This window comes from Pseudomonas sp. NPDC089422 (assembly GCF_044749405.1).
Classification (GTDB): Bacteria; Pseudomonadota; Gammaproteobacteria; order Pseudomonadales; family Pseudomonadaceae; genus Aquipseudomonas.
Genome location: NZ_JBIVHW010000001.1, coordinates 751,515 through 771,243 on the forward strand (window position 1 = coordinate 751,515; position 19,729 = coordinate 771,243).

The following is a 19,729-nucleotide window of genomic DNA, read 5'->3' on the forward strand; positions in this document are numbered from 1 at the left end:
CATTCGTCTGATCGGGAATGACCCCCTGAATCCGAGGAGTGCCCGTGTTGTCGATTTCGCATCCCTTGACCTGTGTCAGCCTGGCGGCTGCCCTGGTCGCCTCCAGTGCAGCCGTGCAGGCGCGGGAAACCAGCAGTGATGCCAGCGCGCAGATCCGCCGAACCAGCTTTGGCGTGCCGCATATCGTCGCCAAGGACGAGCGCGGCCTGGGGTACGGCATTGGCTATGCCTATGCCCAGGACAACCTGTGCCTGCTGGCCAACGAAGTGTTGACGGTCAACGGTGAGCGCTCGCGCTATTTCGGCCCCCAGGGCAAGACCCTCGAACAACGCGACAACCTGGTCAGCGACCTGTTCTTCACCTGGCTCAACACGCCGACGGCAGTCAGTGGCTTCATGCAGGCGCAGCCAGCGCAGGTGCGTGAACTGCTGGAGGGGTATGCCAGCGGTTTCAACCGCGCCCTGGCCGAGCGGCGCAGCCAAGGCCTGCCAGCGGAATGTGGCGATGGCCAGTGGGTACACCCGATCACCAGCCAGGACCTGATCAAACTGACCCGTCGGCTGTTGGCCGAAGGGGGCCTGGGCCAGTTCGCCGAAGCGCTGGCGGGTGCCCAGCCGCCCAAGCTGGCTGCCCGGCAAGCAGCCCCGGCCTTTGACATGGCACTGGCCCAGCAGCAGCGCTTTGCCTCGGAGCGCGGCAGCAACGCCGTGGCAGTGGGGGCGCAGCGCTCGGCCAATGGCCGTGGCCTGCTGCTGGCCAACCCGCACTTCCCGTGGATGGGCGGCATGCGTTTCTACCAGATGCAGCTGACCATTCCAGGCAAGCTGGATGTGATGGGCGCCGCCTTGCCCGGCCTGCCCGTGGTGAACATCGGCTTCAACCGCCACCTGGCCTGGACCCACACGGTGGACACCTCGAAGCACTTCACCCTGTATCGCCTGCAACTGGACCCCAAGGACCCGACCCACTACCTGCAGGATGGCAAGTCGATCCCCATGGCACGGCAGACCGTGAGCGTCACGGTCAAGGCCGCGGATGGCTCGCTCAGCCAGGTCGAGCGCCAGGTCTACAGCTCCAGTTTCGGGCCAGTGGTGCAGTGGCCCGGTCGCCTGGATTGGGATACCCAGGCGGCCTATAGCCTGCGCGATGCCAACCTGGACAACACGCGCGTGCTGCAGCAGTGGTATCGCATCAACCAAGCCGACAGCCTGGATGCCCTCAAGGGGTCCATCGAGCAGCTGCAGGGCATCCCCTGGGTCAACACCCTGGCGGTCGATGCCGAAGGCAAGGCGCTGTACCTGAATCAGTCCGTGGTGCCTTATGTCGATCAGCAACTGCTGAGCCAATGCAGCAACCCGGCGGCGCAAGGCCCGCTGGTGGTGCTGGACGGGTCACGCAGCGCCTGCCAGTGGAAGGTCGATGCCCAGGCCGCGCAGCCTGGTATCTTCCCGGCGCGGATGCTGCCAAGCCTGGAGCGCAACGATTTCGTGCAGAACTCCAACGACCCGGCCTGGATGGCCAACCCGGCCCAGCCGCTGACCGGGTTCTCGCCTTTGGTCAGCCGCAGCGACCAGCCGCTGGGCCTGCGCGGGCGTTTCGCCCTCGAGCGCCTGCAAGGCAACGCCAAGCTGGGCGTTGATGACTTGCAGCGCATGGTGCTGGATGACGACGTCTACCTGGCTAGCCTGGTGCTGCCCGACCTGCTGCAGTGGTGCAAAGGGGCTGAGGCGGACCTGCAGGGTGTGTGCGCCAGCCTCGCCGCCTGGAATGGCAAGGCCGATGTGAACAGTGGTGTTGGCCTGGTGCATTTCCAGAACATGCTCGAGGCCATGGCCAAGCACCCGCAAAGCTGGCGCGTGGCTTTCGACCCGGCCGACCCGCAGCACACCCCGCGTGGCTTGGCGGTGGAGCAGGCGGCTGTGCGCAAACTGTTGCGTGCAGCAGCCTTGGCCTCGCTGCAGCAAATGGCCAAGGCGGGCGTGGAGGAGGGCAGCCGTTGGGGGCAGATCCAGCAGGCCGTCGATGGCACGCCGGTACCGGGCGGGCCGCAGCAGCTGGGGGTTTACAATGCGATGTTCAGCGTGCCGCACGGGCCGGGCAAGCGCCTGGTGGTCAGCGGTACCAGCTACTTGCAGTTGGTGAGCTTTACAGAAAACGGGCCACAGGCGCGTGGATTGCTGGCGTTTTCGCAGTCCAGCGAAGCCGGCTCTGCGCATTTCAGCGACCAGACCAAGGCGTTTTCGGCCAAGCAGCTGGCAGCGTTACCGTTTACCGAAGCGCAGATCAAGGCAGACCCGGAGTATCGGCAATATGTGATCAGTGAGCGGGACAAGGGGGCCGTGGCAAGCCGGCCTTGAGGCGATAGCCTGTTCCGGCCTCATCGCCGGCAAGCCGGCTCCCACCGGTAAAGCACAGGTCTCAAGGGCGGTGTGGTACCTGTGGGAGCCGGCTTGCCGGAGATGAGGCCGGTGCAGCAATCGATTTCGTTCAGGAGAACTCGAACGGTTCCAGGGCAAAGCCTTGGGCATCGACCTGCAAGGTCCAGCCCCGCCGGTCCCAATCCCCCAGCACGATACGCCGTGCCGGCTCGCCATCCACCACCAGCTTGTGAATCGCCGGCCGGTGGGTATGGCCATGCACCAGCGTGCGCACGCCGTGTGCCGCCATCACCTTCGGCACTTCCTCCGGCGTGACATCGACGATCTCGGTAGCCTTCATGCGAGTCTGCGCACGGCTTTCGCTGCGCAGCTTGCGCGCCAGTTTCTGCCGGGTGGCCAGCGGCAGATGCCGGAGGATCCACAGGCTCACCGGGTTGCGCAGGTAGCGGCGCATCTTCATGTAGGCCAGGTCGCGGGTGCACAGGGTGTCGCCATGCATCAGCAGCACCTGTTCCCCCCCCAGCTCGATCACGCTCGGGTCGGCCAGCAGTGTGCAGCCGGCGGCCGCGCAGAAGTCCCGGCCAAGCAGGAAGTCGCGGTTGCCATGCATCAGGTAGATCGCCGTGCCGCTGTCGCTGAGCTGGCGCAAGGCCTGGCAGATCGACTGCTGGAACGGGGTCATGGCATCGTCGCCGATCCACGCTTCGAAGAAGTCGCCGAGGATGTACAGCGCCTTGGCGTGGCGGGCGCGGCCGTCGAGCAGATCAAGAAACGCCCGGGTAATGTCCGGGCGTTCTTCTTGCAAATGCAGATCGGAGATCAGCAGGATCACTCAATGATCTCGGCTTTCTCGATGATCACGTCTTCTTTCGGCACGTCCTGGTGGCCAGCCTTGGAACCGGTGGCAACCTTCTCGATGGCGTCGACGACCTCACGGCCTTCGATCACTTCGCCGAATACGGCGTAGCCCCAGCCCTGGGTGTTCTTGCCGCTGTGGTTGAGGAAATCATTGTTGGAGGCATTGATGAAGAACTGCGCGGAGGCGGAGTGCGGATCCATGGTGCGGGCCATGGCGATGGTGTACTTGTCGTTCTTCAGGCCGTTGTCAGCTTCGTTCTGGATGGGGGCACGCTTGTCACGCTTTTCGTTCATGCCTGGCTCGAAACCGCCGCCCTGGATCATGAAGCCCTTGATCACACGGTGGAAGACGACGTTGCTGTAATGGCCGTCCTTGACGTACTGAACGAAGTTTTCGGTGGTCAGCGGCGCTTTTTCGGCGTTCAGTTGCAGAACGATGTCGCCGTGGTTGGTGGTCAGTTTGACTTTGGACATGCTGAAATTCGCTCTTTCAAGGCATACAGGAATAGGCTGCGCAGGGCGCGTTTAGTCACCTGACGCAGGATCGGGCAACCGCGACACATGGTGCACGGCGATCATTTTGCACGGATCGCGATAAATCGCGCCAGTTTGTCGGTGCCCGGCTGTCAGCAGCTTGACTGCTTCGGCTATGATAGGCCCTTTGATTCAATCGGCCTACCCAGGCCGGACACGTGCATTCAAGGATCCTATGAGCAAGCCCACTGCCGACAACGCGCCCAACGCCGCTGCCAAAGGCGCCCCCGCTGTCCCTGCGAACTTCCTGCGGCCGATCATCCAGGCCGACCTGGACTCGGGCAAGCACAGCAGCATCGTCACCCGCTTCCCGCCGGAGCCCAACGGCTACCTGCACATCGGCCACGCCAAGTCGATCTGCGTCAACTTCGGCCTGGCCAAGGAGTTTGGCGGCGTCTGCCACCTGCGCTTCGACGACACCAACCCGGCCAAGGAAGACCAGGAATACATCGACGCCATCCAGAGCGACGTCAAATGGCTGGGCTTCGACTGGGCCGGCGAGGTGCGCTATGCCTCCAACTACTTCGACCAGCTGCACGACTGGGCCGTTGAACTGATCAAGCGTGGCAAGGCCTATGTCTGCGACCTGACCCCTGATCAGGCCAAGGAATACCGCGGCAGCCTGACCGAACCCGGCAAGAACAGCCCGTTCCGCGAGCGCGGCGTCGAGGAAAACCTCGACCTGTTCGCGCGCATGAAGGCCGGCGAGTTCAAAGACGGCGAGCGCGTGCTGCGCGCCAAGATCGACATGGCCTCGCCGAACATGAACCTGCGCGACCCGATCCTGTACCGCATCCGCCATGCCCACCACCACCAGACCGGTGACAAGTGGTGCATCTACCCGAACTACGACTTCACCCACGGGCAGTCGGACGCCATCGAAGGCATCACCCACTCGATCTGCACCCTCGAGTTCGAAGGCCACCGCCCGCTGTACGACTGGTTCCTCGACAACCTGCCGGTACCGGCGCACCCGCGTCAGTACGAGTTCAGCCGCCTGAACCTGAACTACACCATCACTTCGAAGCGCAAGCTCAAGCAGCTGGTCGACGAAAAGCACGTCAGCGCCTGGGACGACCCGCGCATGTCGACCTTGTCGGGCTTCCGCCGCCGCGGCTACACCCCGGCGTCGATCCGCAACTTCTGCGAAATGATCGGCACCAACCGTTCCGATGGCGTGGTCGACATGTCGATGCTCGAGTTCAGCATCCGTGACGACCTCGACCGCACCGCGCCACGCGCCATGTGCGTACTGCGCCCGCTGAAGGTGGTCATCACCAACTACCCGGAAGGCCAGGTCGAGCAGCTTGAACTGCCGCGCCACCCGAAGGAAGACATGGGCGTGCGCGTGCTGCCGTTCGCCCGCGAGCTGTACATCGACCGCGATGACTTCATGGAAGAGCCGCCAAAGGGCTACAAGCGCCTGGAGCCTGCCGGTGAAGTGCGCCTGCGCGGCAGCTACGTGATCCGCGCCGACGAGGCGATCAAGGATGCCGACGGCAACATCGTCGAGCTGCGCTGCTCGTACGACCCGGACACCCTGGGCAAGAACCCGGAAGGCCGCAAGGTCAAGGGTGTGATCCACTGGGTGCCGGCCGAAGGCAGCGTCGAGTGCGAAGTACGCCTGTACGACCGCCTGTTCCGCTCCGCCAACCCGGAGAAGACCGAAGATGGCGGCAGCTTCCTCGACAATATCAACCCGGACTCGCTGCAAGTGCTGACCGGCTGCCGCGCCGAGCCGTCGCTGGGCCAGGCACAGCCTGAGGACCGCTTCCAGTTCGAGCGCGAAGGCTATTTCTGCGCCGACCTCAAGGACAGCCAGCCGGGTCGCCCGGTGTTCAACCGCACCGTCACCCTTCGTGACTCCTGGGGCAGCTAAGGAATCGCCGTGCTTACCATCTACAACACGCTGAGCAAGACCAAGGAAGCCTTCAAGCCGCTCGATGGCAACAAGGTGCGCATGTACGTGTGCGGCATGACCGTGTACGACTACTGCCACCTTGGCCATGGCCGCAGCATGGTGGCGTTCGACCTGGTGACCCGCTGGCTGCGTAAAAGCGGCTACGACCTGACCTACGTGCGCAACATCACCGACATCGACGACAAGATCATCAACCGCGCCAACGAAAACGGCGAGGCGTTCGACGCCCTGACCGCGCGCATGATCGACGCGATGCACGAGGACGAGCGCCGCCTGAACATCCTCAAGCCGGACCTGGAGCCGCGTGCCACCGACCATATCGCCGGCATGCACGCGATGATCCAGACCTTGATCGACAAGGGCTATGCCTACGCGCCGGGCAATGGCGACGTGTACTACCGGGTCGGCAAGTTCGTCGGCTACGGCAAGCTGTCGCGCAAGAAGATCGAAGACCTGCGCATCGGTGCCCGCATCGAGGTCGACGAGGCCAAGCAGGATCCACTGGACTTCGTCCTCTGGAAAGGCGTCAAACCGGGCGAGCCGTACTGGGATTCGCCGTGGGGCCCGGGCCGTCCGGGCTGGCACATCGAGTGCTCGGTGATGTCCACCTGCTGCCTGGGCGAGAGCTTCGACATCCACGGTGGCGGCAGCGACCTGGAGTTCCCGCACCACGAGAACGAGATCGCGCAGAGCGAGGCAGCCACTGGCAAGCAGTACGCCAACAGCTGGATGCACTGCGGCATGATCCGCATCAATGGCGAGAAGATGTCCAAGTCGTTGAACAACTTCTTCACCATCCGCGACGTGCTCGACAAGTACCACCCGGAGGTGGTGCGCTACCTGCTGGTGGCCAGCCACTACCGCAGCGCCATCAACTACTCCGAAGACAGCCTGCGCGATGCCAAGGGCGCCCTGGAGCGCTTCTACCACGCCCTGCGTGGCCTGCCTCGGGTTGCCGCCAAGGGTGGCGAAGCCTTTGTCGAGCGCTTCAGCGTGGCGATGAACGACGACTTCGGTACCCCGGAAGCCTGTGCCGTGCTGTTTGACCTGGTGCGCGAGATCAACCGCTTGCGTGACAGCGATGTCGACGCGGCGGCTGGCCTGGCCGGCCGCCTGCGTGAGCTGGGCGATGTGTTGGGCGTGCTGCAGCTGGAGGCTGATGACTTCCTGCGTGCCGGTGCCGAAGGCAAGGTCGATGCGGCTGAAGTGGAAGCCTTGATCCAGGCGCGCCTGCAGGCGCGTGCGGACAAGAACTGGGCGGAATCCGACCGCATCCGCGACCAGATCACTGCCATGGGTGTGGTGCTGGAAGACAGCAAGGGTGCCACTACCTGGCGCCTGGCTGACTGATCGGCGTCATTGGGGCTGCTTTGCAGCCCCAGCTTTTACTTGGCTAGCCCGGAAAGCGGGCAATGTAGCACCAGCTTCGCCCCTCCCAGCTCGCTCTCGCCAATCTCCAGCCCGAACCCGTGCAGGTCGACGATCGCCGCAACGATCGACAGCCCCAGCCCGAACCCGGAATGGCGGTGGCCTTCCTCGCTGCGATAGAACCGTTTCAACACTGCGGTCCGCTCTTCTTCGGCAATCCCCGGCCCGCTGTCTTCAATGGCAATGTGCACCCCCAGCTCATCCTGGGTCGCCTTGATGGCAACCCGACCGCCTTCGGGCGTGAACTTGATGGCATTGCCCACCAGGTTGGCCAGCGCTTCGAACAGCAGCTCGCGATCACCATGCAGCGCCGGCAACTGGGCAGGCTGTTCGAGGTTCAGGCGGATGCCGCCATCCTCGGCCAGCGGCAGGTAGAAGTCGTGCAGTTCCACCAGCAAGTCGTGCGGATCGAGCTGAACGAAGCCGGCGCGGCGCTGGCGGTCTTCCAGCTCGCTGATACGCAGCAGGCCACGGAAGCGTGCCATCAACGTGTCGGTCTCACCGATCGCCTGGTCCAGCGCTTCGGCTTGTGGCGAGTCGTGCGCGCTTTGCTGGCGAATACGGTACAGCTGCGCCCGCAGGCGGGTGAGGGGAGTGCGCAGGTCGTGGGCGATGTTGTCGCATACGCCTTTGACTTCATGCATCAGCCGTTCGATGCGGTCGAGCATGGCGTTGACGATATCGGCGAGCATGTCCAGCTCATCGCGGCGTGCCGACAGCGGCAAGCGGTGGGTGAGGTCGCCGGCGACGATCAGCTCGGCCTGGGCCTGAATCGCACGAATGCGCTTCAGCGGGCGGCGGCGCAGCAGGTACCAACCGGCAAACCCCGGAATCAGGGTCAGCGAGATGCCCCACAACAAGGCATGCAGGATGATGCGGGTGACCACGAACAACGAGCCATTGTCGCGGAACAGCACCAGCCAGCGGCCATCCTGCACCTTGATCGCCACTGCATCGCAGCTGTCACGTGGCATGTGCGGGTCGTCAGCGTCCAGGCAGCGCTTGAGTTCGTGCACCTTGCCGTCCAGGCCAAGGTCAGGCGGAATTGCGCGAATGCGCCCACCTACCGGGTTGAACTGGGCGTCGAACAGGCCATAGGCATCGAAGCTGCGTTCTTCGAACGCCTGGCTGGCGATCAGGGCATCGTCCAGCTGCTTGCCACTCATGTGTGCGAACAGGTGCTGGCGCTGCAGCATGGAGTGGCGGGTGAGCTTGTTCAGGTAGCTGGACACCTCGAAATACAGCACCCCCATGAGGATGCTGCTCCAGGCCACGAACAGAAAACTGTACAGCGCCAACAGGCGACTGGTGGACGAACTCCAGCCCTTAGACGGGTTCAGCAATGGCATAACCCGAGCCCCGTACCGTACGGATCAGCGGCGACTGGCCGGCGGAGTCGATCTTCTTGCGCAGGCGGCCGATGTGCACGTCGATCAGGTTGGTGCCCGGATCGAAGTGGTAGCCCCAGACTTCCTCGAAGATCATCATCCGCGTGATCACCTGGCCGCTGTGGCGCATCAGGTATTCCAGCAGCTTGTACTCGGTGGGCAGCAGGTTGAGGGTGTGCTCGCCGCGGCGGGCCTCGTGGCTGATCAGGTCCAGCTGCAGGTCGGCGACCTGCAGGCGGGTCTGGGTCATCGGTACGCTGTTGCGCCGCAGCAGCACTTCGACCCGCGCGGCCATCTCGTCCGAGGCGAACGGCTTGGTCAGGTAGTCGTCGCCACCGGCACGCAGGCCGCGCACGCGCTCATCGACGTCGGACAGGGCGCTGATCATCAGGATTGGCGTAGTGATCTTCAGGTTGCGCAGGGTGGTGACGATCGTCAGGCCATCGACCTCGGGCAGCATGCGGTCTACGGTGATCAGGTCGTAACCGCCGGCAATGGCCTTGGCCAGGCCCTCGCGGCCGTTGTCGGCCCAATCCACTTCCAGGCCGTGGCTGGAGAGTTCGGCGACGATTTCCTGGCCGGTGACGGCGTCGTCTTCGATGGTCAGTACGCGTGGCATGCTCGTTCCTGGGCGTCTATGTGGAGATTTGATTGTGCCAAAGAATAGCCAAACGGCGATTTAAGAAAAATTCATCTACGCCGGGTAAAACAAAACGGGGCATGCCAGTGTCTGGCATGCCCCGTCGATCAGCATGGCGCAGTGGCTCAGGCGACCTTGACGATCCAGCCTGCGGGTGCTTCGACGTCACCGCTCTGGATGCCGGTCAGCTCGTTATAGAGCTTCTGGGTGACCGGGCCGACTTTTTCCAGGTCGTGGAACACGTGCAGCTTGCCGTTGTACTCGATACCGCCGATCGGGGTGATCACCGCGGCGGTACCGCAGGCGCCGGCTTCGATGAAGCGGTCGAGCTTGTTGATCTCGACGTCGCCTTCGATCACGGTCAGGCCCAGGCGCGATTGCGCCAGTTCCATCAGCGACAGGCGGGTGATGCCTGGCAGTACCGAGGCCGATTTCGGGGTGACGAATTCATTGTTGGCGGTGATGCCGAAGAAGTTGGCCGAACCGACTTCCTCGATCTTGGTGTGGGTCAGCGGATCGAGGTAGATGGCGTCGGCGAAGTTGGCCTTCTTGGCTTCAGCGCCCGGTTGCAGGCTGGCCGCGTAGTTGCCACCGACCTTGGCTGCGCCAGTGCCCTGAGGGGCGGCACGGTCGAAGCTGGAGATCTGGAAGTTGTGCGGCTTCATGCCGCCCTTGAAGTACGAGCCAACCGGGATGGCGAAGACCGAGAAGATGAACTCGGGGGCGGTGCGCACGCCGATGTTGTCGCCGGTACCGATCACGAACGGGCGCAGGTACAGGGCGCCTTTGCCGTGTGGCGGGACGAACTTCTCGTTGGCCTTGACCACTTGCTTGCACGCTTCGATGAACACATCGGTCGGCACCTGCGGCATCAGCAGGCGCGCGCAGCTGCGCTGCATGCGGGCGGCGTTCTGGTCTGGGCGGAACAGGTTGATCGAGCCGTCCTTGCAACGGTAGGCCTTGAGGCCTTCGAAGCACTGCTGGCCATAGTGCAGGGCAGTGGAGCCTTCACTGATGTGCAGCACGTTGTCTTCGGTCAGGGTGCCTTTGTCCCACTCACCATTGCGCCATACGGACAGGTAGCGCTTGTCGGTCTTGATGTAGTCGAAACCCAGCTTGTCCCAGTTAATGCTTTCGTTACTCATGACACCCTCGATTGTCTTGCAAGTGCCCGATCGCTCGGGCTGCTGTTATATGCGCACCTCGCCACGATAATACATCCGTCGCGTATCGGGAACGGCCAGTCACGAATTGGCCATCATCTGAACGTTCTCGATTGTCTGGGCCGGCCTCAGGGTTACTTCAGTCGCCGGTTCCAGTCCCCGGCGTGGTTGCGCACGCAAGCTTCCTCGCTGTCAAAGCGCACATGCCAGGCGACATGGTCCAACTGCACGCCCGCCTCATCGAGCGCCTGAGCCGTCAGCGCCAGCATGCGGGCCTTGGCCTCACCAGCCAGCGCCGCTGTTTTATCGGCCTCACGCTCGAACACCCAGGTAATGCGCAGGCTGGCCGGAAAATCGTTCGGGTCCAGTCGATGGGTCAGCCAGCTGAACCCTACGATCTCTGCCTTGGCGGCCTCGCAGGCGTCGGTCAGGCCGGCGACCAGTTCACGCTCAAGGCGCGCCAGGTCACGTTTGCTCATGTTTTTCAAAACGGGTTCCCATACCGAAGGCTAGTGAAAGACTTTAGCGCAGCACCGAAACAGGGCCAAGTGCCGCCCCCGCAATGTGCGGTGCAGCCCCGTATGCCCCATGCCAGAGCCCTCGCCATGAAGGTTTCATCTTCATTCACCTGCGTAGTTGGCCCGCAACCTGCTATATCCAGCCAGCGAAATTTGATCGAGTGGTCAGCCTGCTATCTCCCGCAGGTGTTGCAGATGACCCTCTAAACGGCCGCCAGGCCACGGATATCAAGGGGCCGCAGGATGTCGCTCGCGGAGCAGATCGAACCATCGGAGCAAGACGCCGGCTGGAGCGCCCACCTGCAGTTGCGCTTCGTCGAGCGCAATGGCGTGACCCGCCTTGGTGCGCGCCGGCATTTCGGCCCGCTTTTGGTGCAGCGGCCGTTCTACCCGGAAGGCGCGCCGTGCCACGTTTATGTGCTGCACCCACCCGGCGGCATCGTCGCCGGCGACCGCCTGGAGCTGGATATCCACCTCGAGCCTGGCAGCCACGCGCTGCTGACCATGCCGGGCGCCAGCAAGTTCTACCGCAGCATCGGCCCCACCGCGCGGCTGGCCCAGCGCTTCCACCTGCAGGCCGGTAGCACACTGGAATGGCTGCCCCAGGACAGCATCTTCTTCAATGGCGCCCGCGCCAGCCTCGACAGCCGCTTCACCCTCGAACCCGGTGCCAGGCTGCTGGCCTGGGAAACCCTGTGCCTGGGCCGGCCGGTGATGAACGAGCGCTTCGAGCAGGGGGCACTGGACAGCCGCCTGTGCATTGCGTTGCCCGGCGACCCCGGCCTGCACGAGCGCCTGCGCATCGCCGGCGGGCAATTGGCCAAGGTCGGCGGCCACCCGCTGGTCGCCACCTTCTGCGCAGCGCCGGCGACCCCGACCGTGCTGGAGCAGGTGCGCGCGCTACTCGATGAGCTCGACACCCCCGCAGGCGCGACCTTGCTCGGCTCGCTGCTGGTGATCCGCCTGCTCGACCATGACAACCAACACCTGCAACACACCCTGCAGCGCCTCTGGCATGCCCTGCGCCCGGCCGTTCTCGGCCTGGCCGCGTGCCCGCCGCGCATCTGGGCCACTTGAGAGAGCGCCATGGAGCTGACCCCGAGAGAGAAAGACAAACTGCTGCTGTTCACTGCCGCGCTGCTGGCCGAACGGCGCCTGGCCCGTGGCCTGAAGCTCAACTACCCGGAGGCGGTGGCGCTGATCAGCGCCGCCGTGCTCGAAGGTGCCCGCGATGGCCGCACGGTGGCCGAGCTGATGAGCCTGGGCCGCGAAGTGATCGGCCGCGAGCAGGTCATGGAAGGCGTCGCCGAGATGCTGCATGACGTGCAGGTCGAAGCGACCTTCCCCGACGGCACCAAGCTGGTGACCGTGCACGACCCTATCGTCTGACCTGGAGCAGGAGCCCAGCATGATCCCAGGTGAAATTCAGGTCGCCGCTGGCGACATCGAACTCAACGTCGGCCGTGACACGGTCAGCGTCAGCGTGGCCAACCATGGCGACCGGCCGGTTCAGGTCGGTTCGCACTACCACTTCTACGAAGTCAACGCTGCGCTGGTGTTCGAACGTGAACCGACCCGCGGCTTTCGTCTCGATATCCCGGCCGGCACCGCCGTGCGCTTCGAGCCGGGCCAGTCGCGCACCGTGCAGCTGGTGGCCTATGCCGGCAAGCGTGAAGTGTATGGCTTCCAGGGCAAGGTGAACGGCGCGCTGGAGGGCAGGGCATGAGCCGGATTTCCCGTCGGGCCTACGCCGACATGTTCGGCCCCACCGTCGGCGACCGCGTGCGCCTGGCCGACACTGCCTTGTGGGTGGAGGTCGAGAAGGACTTCACGCTCTACGGTGAAGAGGTCAAGTTCGGTGGCGGCAAGGTCATCCGCGACGGCATGGGCCAGGGGCAGATGCTCGCCGCCGAGGCCATGGACCTGGTGCTGACCAATGCCCTGATCATCGATCACTGGGGCATCGTCAAGGCCGATATCGGCGTCAAGCACGGGCGCATCGCCGTCATCGGCAAGGCCGGCAACCCCGACGTGCAACCGGGCGTGACCGTGCCGGTCGGCCCGGGCACCGAAGTGATCGCGGCCGAAGGCAAGATCGTCACCGCTGGCGGTATCGATTCGCACATCCATTTCATCTGTCCGCAGCAGGTGGAAGAGGCACTGACCAGTGGCGTCACCACCTTCATTGGCGGCGGTACCGGCCCGGCCACCGGCACCAATGCCACCACCTGCACCCCAGGGCCCTGGTACCTGGCGCGTATGCTCCAGGCCGCCGATTGCCTGCCGATCAACATCGGCCTGCTGGGCAAGGGCAACGCCTCGCGCCCCGAAGCGCTGCGCGAGCAGATCGCTGCCGGCGCCGTGGGCCTGAAGCTGCACGAGGACTGGGGTTCGACCCCGGCCGCCATCGACTGCTGCCTGGGCGTGGCCGAGGAGATGGACATCCAGGTGGCGATCCACACCGACACCTTGAACGAGTCGGGCTGCATCGAAGACACCCTGGCCGCCATCGGCGATCGCACCATCCACACCTTCCATACCGAAGGTGCCGGTGGCGGCCACGCGCCGGACATCATCCGTGCGGCGGGGCAGGCCAACGTGCTGCCGTCTTCGACCAACCCGACCCTGCCGTACACGGTCAACACCGTCGACGAGCACCTGGACATGCTCATGGTCTGCCACCACCTGGACCCGAGCATTGCCGAGGACGTCGCCTTCGCCGAGTCGCGCATCCGCCGCGAGACCATCGCCGCCGAAGACATCCTCCACGACATGGGCGCCTTCGCCATGACCTCGTCCGACTCCCAGGCCATGGGCCGGGTCGGTGAAGTGGTGCTGCGCACCTGGCAAGTGGCGCACCAGATGAAGCTGCGCCGAGGTCCGCTGGCACCGGACACGGGCTACAGCGACAACTTCCGGGTCAAGCGCTACATCGCCAAGTACACCCTCAACCCGGCGCTGACCCATGGCATCGCCCATGAAGTCGGTTCGGTCGAGGTCGGCAAGCTGGCCGACCTGGTGCTGTGGTCGCCAGCGTTTTTCGCGGTCAAGCCGGCCCTGGTGATCAAGGGCGGGATGATCGCCAGCGCGCCGATGGGCGACGTCAACGGCTCGATCCCGACCCCGCAGCCGGTGCACTACCGGCCAATGTTCGGTGCCATGGGCGCGGCCCGCCACGCCACGCGCATGACCTTCCTGCCCCAGGCTGCCATGGACCGGGGCCTGCACCAGGAGTTGGGACTGCAGAGCCTGATCGGGGTCGCCCACGGCTGCCGTCGGGTGCGCAAGGCCGACATGGTCCACAACACCTTGCAGCCCGTGATCGAAGTCGATTCGCAGACCTACCAGGTGCGCGCGGACGGCGAGTTGCTGGTCTGCGAGCCCGCCAGCGAGCTGCCGCTGGCCCAGCGTTATTTCCTGTTCTGAAGGAGTGAAGATGATTGTCCTGACCCGCCGGATCGAGGCATCCGAGACCGTCACCGGTACCGTGACCCTGGACGTCGACAGCCGCATCAAGAGCCGCCTGCGGGTGACCCTCGACGACGGCCGCGAAGCCGGGCTGATGCTCGAACGTGGCCACTTGCTGCGCGGCGGCGAGTTGCTCGCCGATGCCTCGGGAGACCAGGTGATCCGCGTACTGGCTGCACCTGAAGCGGTGTCGACCGTGCGTTGTGCCGACCCGCACCTGCTGGCGCGCGCCGCCTATCACCTGGGCAACCGCCACGTACCCCTGCAAATCGATCCGGGCCTGCTGCGCTATCAGCATGACCATGTACTCGACGACATGCTGCGCGGCCTGGGCCTGACGGTGGAAGCCGAGCAGGCGCCGTTCGAGCCGGAAGCCGGGGCCTACCAGAGCGCGCCGCACAGCCATGGCCACGACCATCCGTTCGTGCGTCTGCCAGCCCATTCCTGAACCCTTCATTAAGGAGCCAACCATGAAAAAGATTTTCGCCCTTGCCCTGCTGATGGTCGCACTGCCGGCCTTCGCCCACCCGGGTCACGACGGCAATCCGCTGCACGACGGCCTGCTGCACCCGCTGACCGGGCTCGATCACTTGCTGATGCTGCTGGGTACCGGGGTGCTGGCCGCGCTGACCCGACGCAACCTGACCTTGCCGCTGGCTACCCTGGCCTCGATGTTTGCCGGTGCCGTGTGCGGCCACCTGTTCGGTGATGTGCTGGGCATGGAAACCCTGATCGCCGTGTCGGTGCTGGTGGCGGCCGCTGCCGTGCTGCTGCCGAGCCGTCAGTTGCTGTTGGCCCTGGCCATGCCGGTGTTCGCCCTGTTCCATGGCTGGGCCCACGGTGTGGAAGCCACGCCAAGCGCCTTTTGGCTGTTCAGCGCCGGTTTCGTTACTGTCAGCGGCCTGTTGCTGGCTGTCGGCTTCGGCGTCGGCTGCCTGTTGCGCCGCCACAGCGGCCTGCAGAAGGCCTTCGGTGGCGGCATGCTGGCCGGCGCCGCACTGGTGCTGGCCGGTTGATGAACAGCGATCTGGCGCTGCTGCGCCTGCTGCAGCTGGCCAGCCCTGGGCTGCCGGTGGGAGGTTTTACCTACTCGCAGGGCCTGGAGTGGGCCGTCGAGGCTGGCTGGGTGCATGACACTGCCGGCTTCTGCGCCTGGCAGCGCGAGCAGGTGCACGACACCCTGGCCTGCCTGGACTGGCCGGTACTGGCGCGCCTGTACCGCGCCTGCGAGGCGGGCGACGCGCAAGCATTCAGCCACTGGAGCCGCTTCCTGCTGGCCAACCGCGAAACCGCCGAGCTGCGCCTGGAAGAACAGCAGCGCGGCTCGGCCCTGGCACGCCTGCTCGATGGCTGGCAGCTGGGCCAGGACCCGGCCTGGCGCGCCAGCCTCGAACTCAGCCAGCTCGGTGGCATGGCCTGGCTCGCCGCGCACTGGCAGATCCCGCTGCGTCAACTCGCCCTCGGCCATGCCTTTGCCTGGCTCGAAGGCGCAGTGATGGCCGGGGTCAAGCTGGTGCCGTTCGGCCAGCAGGCGGCGCAGACCCTGCTGCGCGACCTGGGCGCCGAACTGCCCGGCGTGCTGGACCAGGCACTGGCGTTGGCCGATGACCAGCTCGGCGGTGGCCTGCCGCTGCTGGCAATCGCTTCATCGCGTCACGAAACCCAATACACCCGTTTATTCCGTTCCTGAGGACTGCCTCCATGCAAAGCTATCAGCAACCCCTGCGCGTCGGTGTCGGCGGCCCGGTCGGATCCGGCAAGACCGCGCTGCTCGAATGCCTGTGCAAGGCCATGCGCGACCACTACCAGATTGCCGTGGTGACCAATGACATCTACACCAAGGAAGACCAGCGCATCCTTACCGAGGCCGGAGCCCTTGAGCCTGAACGTATCGTTGGTGTCGAGACCGGTGGCTGCCCGCACACCGCCATCCGCGAAGACGCCTCGATGAACCTGGCCGCCGTCGAAGCGCTGGCACGCAAGTTCGGCAACCTCGAAGTGATCTTTGTCGAAAGCGGTGGCGACAACCTCAGTGCCACCTTCAGCCCGGAGCTGGCCGACCTGACCATCTACGTCATCGACGTGGCAGAGGGCGAGAAGATCCCGCGCAAGGGTGGGCCCGGCATCACCAAGTCGGACTTCCTGGTGATCAACAAGACCGACCTGGCACCTTACGTCGGCGCCTCGCTGGAGGTCATGGAGCGTGATACCCAGCGCATGCGCCCGCAGCGGCCCTGGACCTTCAGCAACCTGAAAAAGGGCGAAGGCTTGCAGGCGGTGATCGACTTCATCGTCGAGCGGGGCATGCTCGGCGTGAGAGGCTGATCGCTCACGTGTGGCAGCAGTGCGGTTTGTCGGGTTGCCCTTCATAGCGATCATGATGCCGCACCCAGTCCATGGTCCCGGCTTCGTTGCGCCCCAGTGGCGCGATGTCGAGGAAGTTGTAGGTGTTGACCAGGATGTCCAGGCCGCGGGCGTAGGTGGAGTAGGTATGGTAGAGCGTGCCATCCGAGTCTTTGCAGAAGGCGCTCAGGCCTGGTAGCTCAGTCTCGTTGCCGGTGTACGGCGCGTAGTTGTACTGGCGTTGGCCCTCGGTGCCGACGCTGACGCCGAAATCCTCATTGAAACCGCTGCCGTGGGATGAATACCAGGGGAATCGCCAGCCCATGCGCTGGCGGAAGGCCTGGAATTCGGGGTAGGGCGCGCGCGACACGGCAACCAGCGAGACGTCGTGATGGGCCAGGTGCAGGTTGGCGCCATCGAAATGATCGGCGAGGAACGAGCAGCCAGGGCAGCCTTCGCTCCAGCCCTCGGCAAACATGAAGTGATAGACCAGCAGCTGGCTGCGCCCGGCAAACAGGTCGGCCAGGCTCAGTTCACCGTTCGGGCCCTGGAAGCGGTAGGGCTGCTCGACCTTGACCCAAGGCAGGGCACGACGGGCAGCGGCCAGTTCATCGCGCTGGTGGGTGAAGGCTTTTTCGTGCAGCCACAGCTGGCGGCGGGCGGCCAGCCATTGCTCGCGTGTGGCGACCGGGTGTTTTTGATCGAGGGTGCTCATGGGGCTGACTCCGCTGGGGGCTCAGCTTTTGGTCGATTTGAGGAGAGGGGAATCGACAGATTCAGGGCAGGGCCGACGAGTGGTTTGCGGGTGTAGGGCAAGAGATGTCCAGCGCCTGTGAGATCGAGCGCCGCCCGCGCGGCGCATCGCAGGCAAGCCTGCTCCTACATCTGTTTCGGGCCAGTCATGTCTGTGCCATTGGCGCGCGTGCCCTCGGCGCATGGCTCGATATCGCGTCGGACACACAATGGGTCGCGCGCCAATGGATGCAGGAGGGATTGGCCCGAAACAGATGTAGGAGCAGGCTTGCCTGCGATGCGCCGCGCGGGCGGCGCTCGGTTGCCGCCTTGATCAAAAAATCACGGCGAACACATTGCTGCCTCAGCCGTGCATGGTCTCGATCAATTCCCACAACTGTGGATCATTGAAATCCTTCACCACCAGCTTGGCCCCCGCAGCCAGCAGGCGCTCCGGCGTCTGAGTAGTGGCAACACCGACGGTAAAGATCCCGGCCCCGCTCGCGGCCGTCACCCCTGGCAACGAATCCTCGAACGCCAGCGCCTCGCCCGCCAACGATTCCAGACGCTGCAGCCCGGTCAGATAGGGCAGTGGATCAGGCTTCGCCCGCGCCAGCTCCTCGGCCACCAGCACATGCTCGAAGCGATCGCCAAGCCCCATGGCCGTGAGCATGTGCTCGGCATTCAGCCGCGGCGCATTGGTCACCACGCACATGCCGATGTCCCAGGCCCGTGCGTGGTCCATCAGGCGCAGCAGGCCGGGCATGGGTTGCAGCGCGGGTGACAGTTCACGGAAAAGCGCTTCCTTGCGGTCGGCCAGCGCCTGGCACTCGGCCAGGTCGGCAAGCGGAAACAATTCGGCAAACAGTTCGCCATTGGCCCGGCCACTGACCTGGGCATCGAATTGCTCCTGGGTCAGCTCGCGGCCGTCATAGTCGTGAAGCAGTTGGCGGAAGGCCTGCAAATGCAGGGTGTCGGTGTCGGTCAAGGTTCCATCGAGATCGAACAGCAGGGCAGTCAGCATCAGGTATCCAGGTATTCAAGAAACAAAAGCCCGGGGATGATAACCAAAGCTGACGACAAAGGGGGCTGTTCAGCGTACGCCGAAAAGAGTACAAATGTACTCCATGGACAATCTCACCCCCAAACGCCGTGCAATCCTCGAATTCATTCGCGAGCGCATTGCCGACCACGGCCAGCCGCCTAGCCTGGCCGATATCGCCAGCCGCTTCGGCTTCGCCTCGCGCAGCGTCGCGCGCAAGCACATCACCGCGTTGTGCCAGGCCGGCTACATCGACGTCACACCCAACCAGGCGCGGGGCATTCGCCTGGCCGAGCCCCTGCGCCGGCCGGAAATCCTCGAAATTCCCGTGCTGGGGCAGGTGGCCGCCGGTGCGCCGATCGGCCCGGACCTGGGCATTCACGAGCAATTGCTGCTCGACCCCAGCCTGTTCCGCCGCACACCGGATTACCTGCTCAAGGTGCGCGGTGATTCGATGATCGACGACGGCATTTTCGACGGTGACCTGGTCGGCATCCGCCAGCAGGGCGAGGCACGTGACGGCCAGATCGTGGTCGCGCGCCTGGACGGCGAGGTCACCATCAAGCGCCTGCAGCGCCAGCCCGGTGGTTACCGGCTGTTGCCGCGCAACCCGGCCTATGCGCCGATCGACGTGGGGCCTGAGCGCGAATTCTTCATCGAAGGCGTGTTCTGTGGCCTGTTGAGGCGCGACTGATGGGCGCGGTGGTCGATCTCGATCGCCTGCTCGACCAGCGTCAGGTCTGGCGCGGGCGGCAGGGCCAGGTGCGCCCGGCCGGGTTGCAGCCCACGGGCCATGCACTGCTCGACCAAGGCCTGCCGGATGGCGGCTGGCCGGCCGCAGCCCTCAGCGAGTTGCTGTTGGCCAGCCCGGGCTGTGGCGAGTTGCAACTGCTCTGGCCATCCCTGGCACGCCTGACGGCTGAAGGCGGGCGGGTGGTGCTGGTGGCGCCGCCGTTCATTCCCTATGCACCGGCCTGGCAGGCCGCTGGCGTGGACCTGCGCTGGCTGGTACAGGTCGATGCGGGGCAGGCCGATGCCCTGTGGGCTGCCGAACAGTGCCTGCGCTCCGGCAGTTGCGCAGCGGTGCTGTGCTGGCCGGAGCGTGCCGATGACCGCGCCCTGCGCCGCCTGCAGGTGGCCGCCGAGACCGGGCAGGCACTGGCCTTCGCCTGTCGGCCGCAACAGGCTGCGCACAATCCGTCGCCCGCTGCGCTGCGTATTGCCGTGGATACGCGCCCGGCGCAATGGCGGGTACTCAAGTGCCGTGGCGGCATGCCACCGGCCATGCCCATCGCCTGCCCAGGGCGGGGCTGATG

The 19,729-nt window shown here is 64.9% G+C and carries 21 protein-coding genes; 13 read left to right on the plus strand and 8 right to left on the minus strand.

Going from position 1 to position 19,729, the window contains the following annotated elements; genetic code table 11:
• The first annotated feature begins 44 nt into the window (after window positions 1–44).
• Window positions 45–2,357 carry an acylase gene (locus tag ACIPZ8_RS03450; RefSeq protein ID WP_400719628.1) on the plus strand — a complete coding sequence of 771 codons (2,313 nt, stop codon included), beginning with the start codon at window positions 45–47 and terminating at the stop codon, window positions 2,355–2,357.
• Between the two features lie 130 nt (window positions 2,358–2,487).
• On the opposite strand, the gene ACIPZ8_RS03455 is transcribed toward ACIPZ8_RS03450, so the two are convergent.
• Together ACIPZ8_RS03455 and ACIPZ8_RS03460 are read right to left on the minus strand one after the other, a co-directional pair.
• Complete coding sequence (locus ACIPZ8_RS03455) at window positions 2,488–3,210, minus strand: UDP-2,3-diacylglucosamine diphosphatase (protein ID WP_400719630.1); 723 nt, start codon at window positions 3,208–3,210, stop codon at window positions 2,488–2,490.
• Window positions 3,207–3,710 (minus strand): peptidylprolyl isomerase, encoded by a 504-nt coding sequence (locus tag ACIPZ8_RS03460; protein ID WP_400719632.1) that lies wholly within the window; start codon window positions 3,708–3,710, stop codon window positions 3,207–3,209. The genes ACIPZ8_RS03455 and ACIPZ8_RS03460 overlap by 4 nt, the downstream gene beginning before the upstream one ends.
• A 235-nt stretch (window positions 3,711–3,945) precedes the next feature.
• On the opposite strand from ACIPZ8_RS03460, the gene ACIPZ8_RS03465 reads away from it, so the two are divergent.
• Window positions 3,946–5,649 carry a glutamine--tRNA ligase/YqeY domain fusion protein gene (locus tag ACIPZ8_RS03465; protein WP_060507419.1) on the plus strand — a complete coding sequence of 568 codons (1,704 nt, stop codon included), beginning with the start codon at window positions 3,946–3,948 and terminating at the stop codon, window positions 5,647–5,649.
• Window positions 5,650–5,658: 9 nt separating this feature from the next.
• Complete coding sequence (cysS, locus tag ACIPZ8_RS03470) at window positions 5,659–7,041, plus strand: cysteine--tRNA ligase (RefSeq protein ID WP_103447067.1); 1,383 nt, start codon at window positions 5,659–5,661, stop codon at window positions 7,039–7,041.
• A 35-nt stretch (window positions 7,042–7,076) separates the two neighbouring features.
• Here the strand turns inward: cysS and ACIPZ8_RS03475 are convergent, their stop codons facing one another.
• The 4 genes from ACIPZ8_RS03475 to ACIPZ8_RS03490 form a co-directional block, all read right to left on the minus strand.
• A complete protein-coding gene (locus tag ACIPZ8_RS03475) occupies window positions 7,077–8,468 on the minus strand; it encodes a sensor histidine kinase (protein WP_400719634.1) in 1,392 nt (463 codons plus the stop codon).
• Complete coding sequence (locus ACIPZ8_RS03480) at window positions 8,446–9,126, minus strand: response regulator transcription factor (RefSeq protein ID WP_400719636.1); 681 nt, start codon at window positions 9,124–9,126, stop codon at window positions 8,446–8,448. Before ACIPZ8_RS03480 ends, ACIPZ8_RS03475 begins: the two co-directional genes overlap by 23 nt.
• A 146-nt stretch (window positions 9,127–9,272) precedes the next feature.
• The gene (locus tag ACIPZ8_RS03485; protein ID WP_060514178.1) at window positions 9,273–10,292 is read right to left on the minus strand and encodes a branched-chain amino acid aminotransferase; all 1,020 of its coding nucleotides are present in this window, start codon (window positions 10,290–10,292) and stop codon (window positions 9,273–9,275) included.
• A 152-nt stretch (window positions 10,293–10,444) separates the two neighbouring features.
• Window positions 10,445–10,789: a hypothetical protein gene (locus tag ACIPZ8_RS03490; protein ID WP_400719638.1), complete on the minus strand. Its 345-nt coding sequence runs from the start codon at window positions 10,787–10,789 to the stop codon at window positions 10,445–10,447.
• Between the two features lie 282 nt (window positions 10,790–11,071).
• Here ACIPZ8_RS03490 and ACIPZ8_RS03495 point away from each other — a divergent pair, with 282 nt between their 5' ends.
• Genes ACIPZ8_RS03495 through ureG form a run of 8 tightly spaced genes read left to right on the plus strand, consistent with a single transcriptional unit; the run spans window position 11,072 to window position 16,621 of the window.
• Entirely contained in the window at window positions 11,072–11,905 is an 834-nt protein-coding gene (locus ACIPZ8_RS03495; RefSeq protein ID WP_400719640.1) for an urease accessory protein UreD, read from the plus strand.
• Between the two features lie 9 nt (window positions 11,906–11,914).
• Window positions 11,915–12,217, plus strand: a complete 303-nt coding sequence (locus tag ACIPZ8_RS03500; RefSeq protein ID WP_027916767.1) for an urease subunit gamma — start codon at window positions 11,915–11,917, stop codon at window positions 12,215–12,217.
• A gap of 19 nt (window positions 12,218–12,236) precedes the next feature.
• On the plus strand, window positions 12,237–12,554 hold the full coding sequence (locus ACIPZ8_RS03505) for an urease subunit beta (RefSeq protein WP_294340923.1): 318 nt from the start codon (window positions 12,237–12,239) through the stop codon (window positions 12,552–12,554).
• A complete protein-coding gene (gene ureC / locus ACIPZ8_RS03510; RefSeq protein WP_400719642.1) occupies window positions 12,551–14,254 on the plus strand; it encodes an urease subunit alpha in 1,704 nt (567 codons plus the stop codon). Before ACIPZ8_RS03505 ends, ureC begins: the two co-directional genes overlap by 4 nt.
• A 10-nt stretch (window positions 14,255–14,264) precedes the next feature.
• Window positions 14,265–14,744 (plus strand): urease accessory protein UreE, encoded by a 480-nt coding sequence (gene ureE / locus ACIPZ8_RS03515; protein ID WP_400719644.1) that lies wholly within the window; start codon window positions 14,265–14,267, stop codon window positions 14,742–14,744.
• A gap of 22 nt (window positions 14,745–14,766) precedes the next feature.
• Window positions 14,767–15,312, plus strand: coding sequence for a HupE/UreJ family protein (locus ACIPZ8_RS03520; protein ID WP_400719646.1), 546 nt, complete (start codon window positions 14,767–14,769; stop codon window positions 15,310–15,312).
• Entirely contained in the window at window positions 15,312–15,986 is a 675-nt protein-coding gene (locus tag ACIPZ8_RS03525) for an urease accessory protein UreF (protein WP_400719647.1), read from the plus strand. Before ACIPZ8_RS03520 ends, ACIPZ8_RS03525 begins: the two co-directional genes overlap by 1 nt.
• Before the next feature lie 11 nt (window positions 15,987–15,997).
• On the plus strand, window positions 15,998–16,621 hold the full coding sequence (ureG, locus tag ACIPZ8_RS03530) for an urease accessory protein UreG (RefSeq protein ID WP_027916761.1): 624 nt from the start codon (window positions 15,998–16,000) through the stop codon (window positions 16,619–16,621).
• Between the two features lie 4 nt (window positions 16,622–16,625).
• On the opposite strand, the gene ACIPZ8_RS03535 is transcribed toward ureG, so the two are convergent.
• Together ACIPZ8_RS03535 and ACIPZ8_RS03540 are read right to left on the minus strand one after the other, a co-directional pair.
• Entirely contained in the window at window positions 16,626–17,354 is a 729-nt protein-coding gene (locus ACIPZ8_RS03535; protein WP_400719649.1) for a DUF899 domain-containing protein, read from the minus strand.
• Between the two features lie 381 nt (window positions 17,355–17,735).
• A complete protein-coding gene (locus ACIPZ8_RS03540) occupies window positions 17,736–18,395 on the minus strand; it encodes an HAD family hydrolase (protein ID WP_400719651.1) in 660 nt (219 codons plus the stop codon).
• 94 nt (window positions 18,396–18,489) lie between these two features.
• Here ACIPZ8_RS03540 and lexA point away from each other — a divergent pair, with 94 nt between their 5' ends.
• A complete protein-coding gene (lexA, locus tag ACIPZ8_RS03545) occupies window positions 18,490–19,107 on the plus strand; it encodes a transcriptional repressor LexA (protein WP_400719653.1) in 618 nt (205 codons plus the stop codon).
• Complete coding sequence (gene imuA, locus ACIPZ8_RS03550) at window positions 19,107–19,727, plus strand: translesion DNA synthesis-associated protein ImuA (protein ID WP_400719655.1); 621 nt, start codon at window positions 19,107–19,109, stop codon at window positions 19,725–19,727. The genes lexA and imuA overlap by 1 nt, the downstream gene beginning before the upstream one ends.
• The last annotated feature ends 2 nt before the right edge of the window (window positions 19,728–19,729 follow it).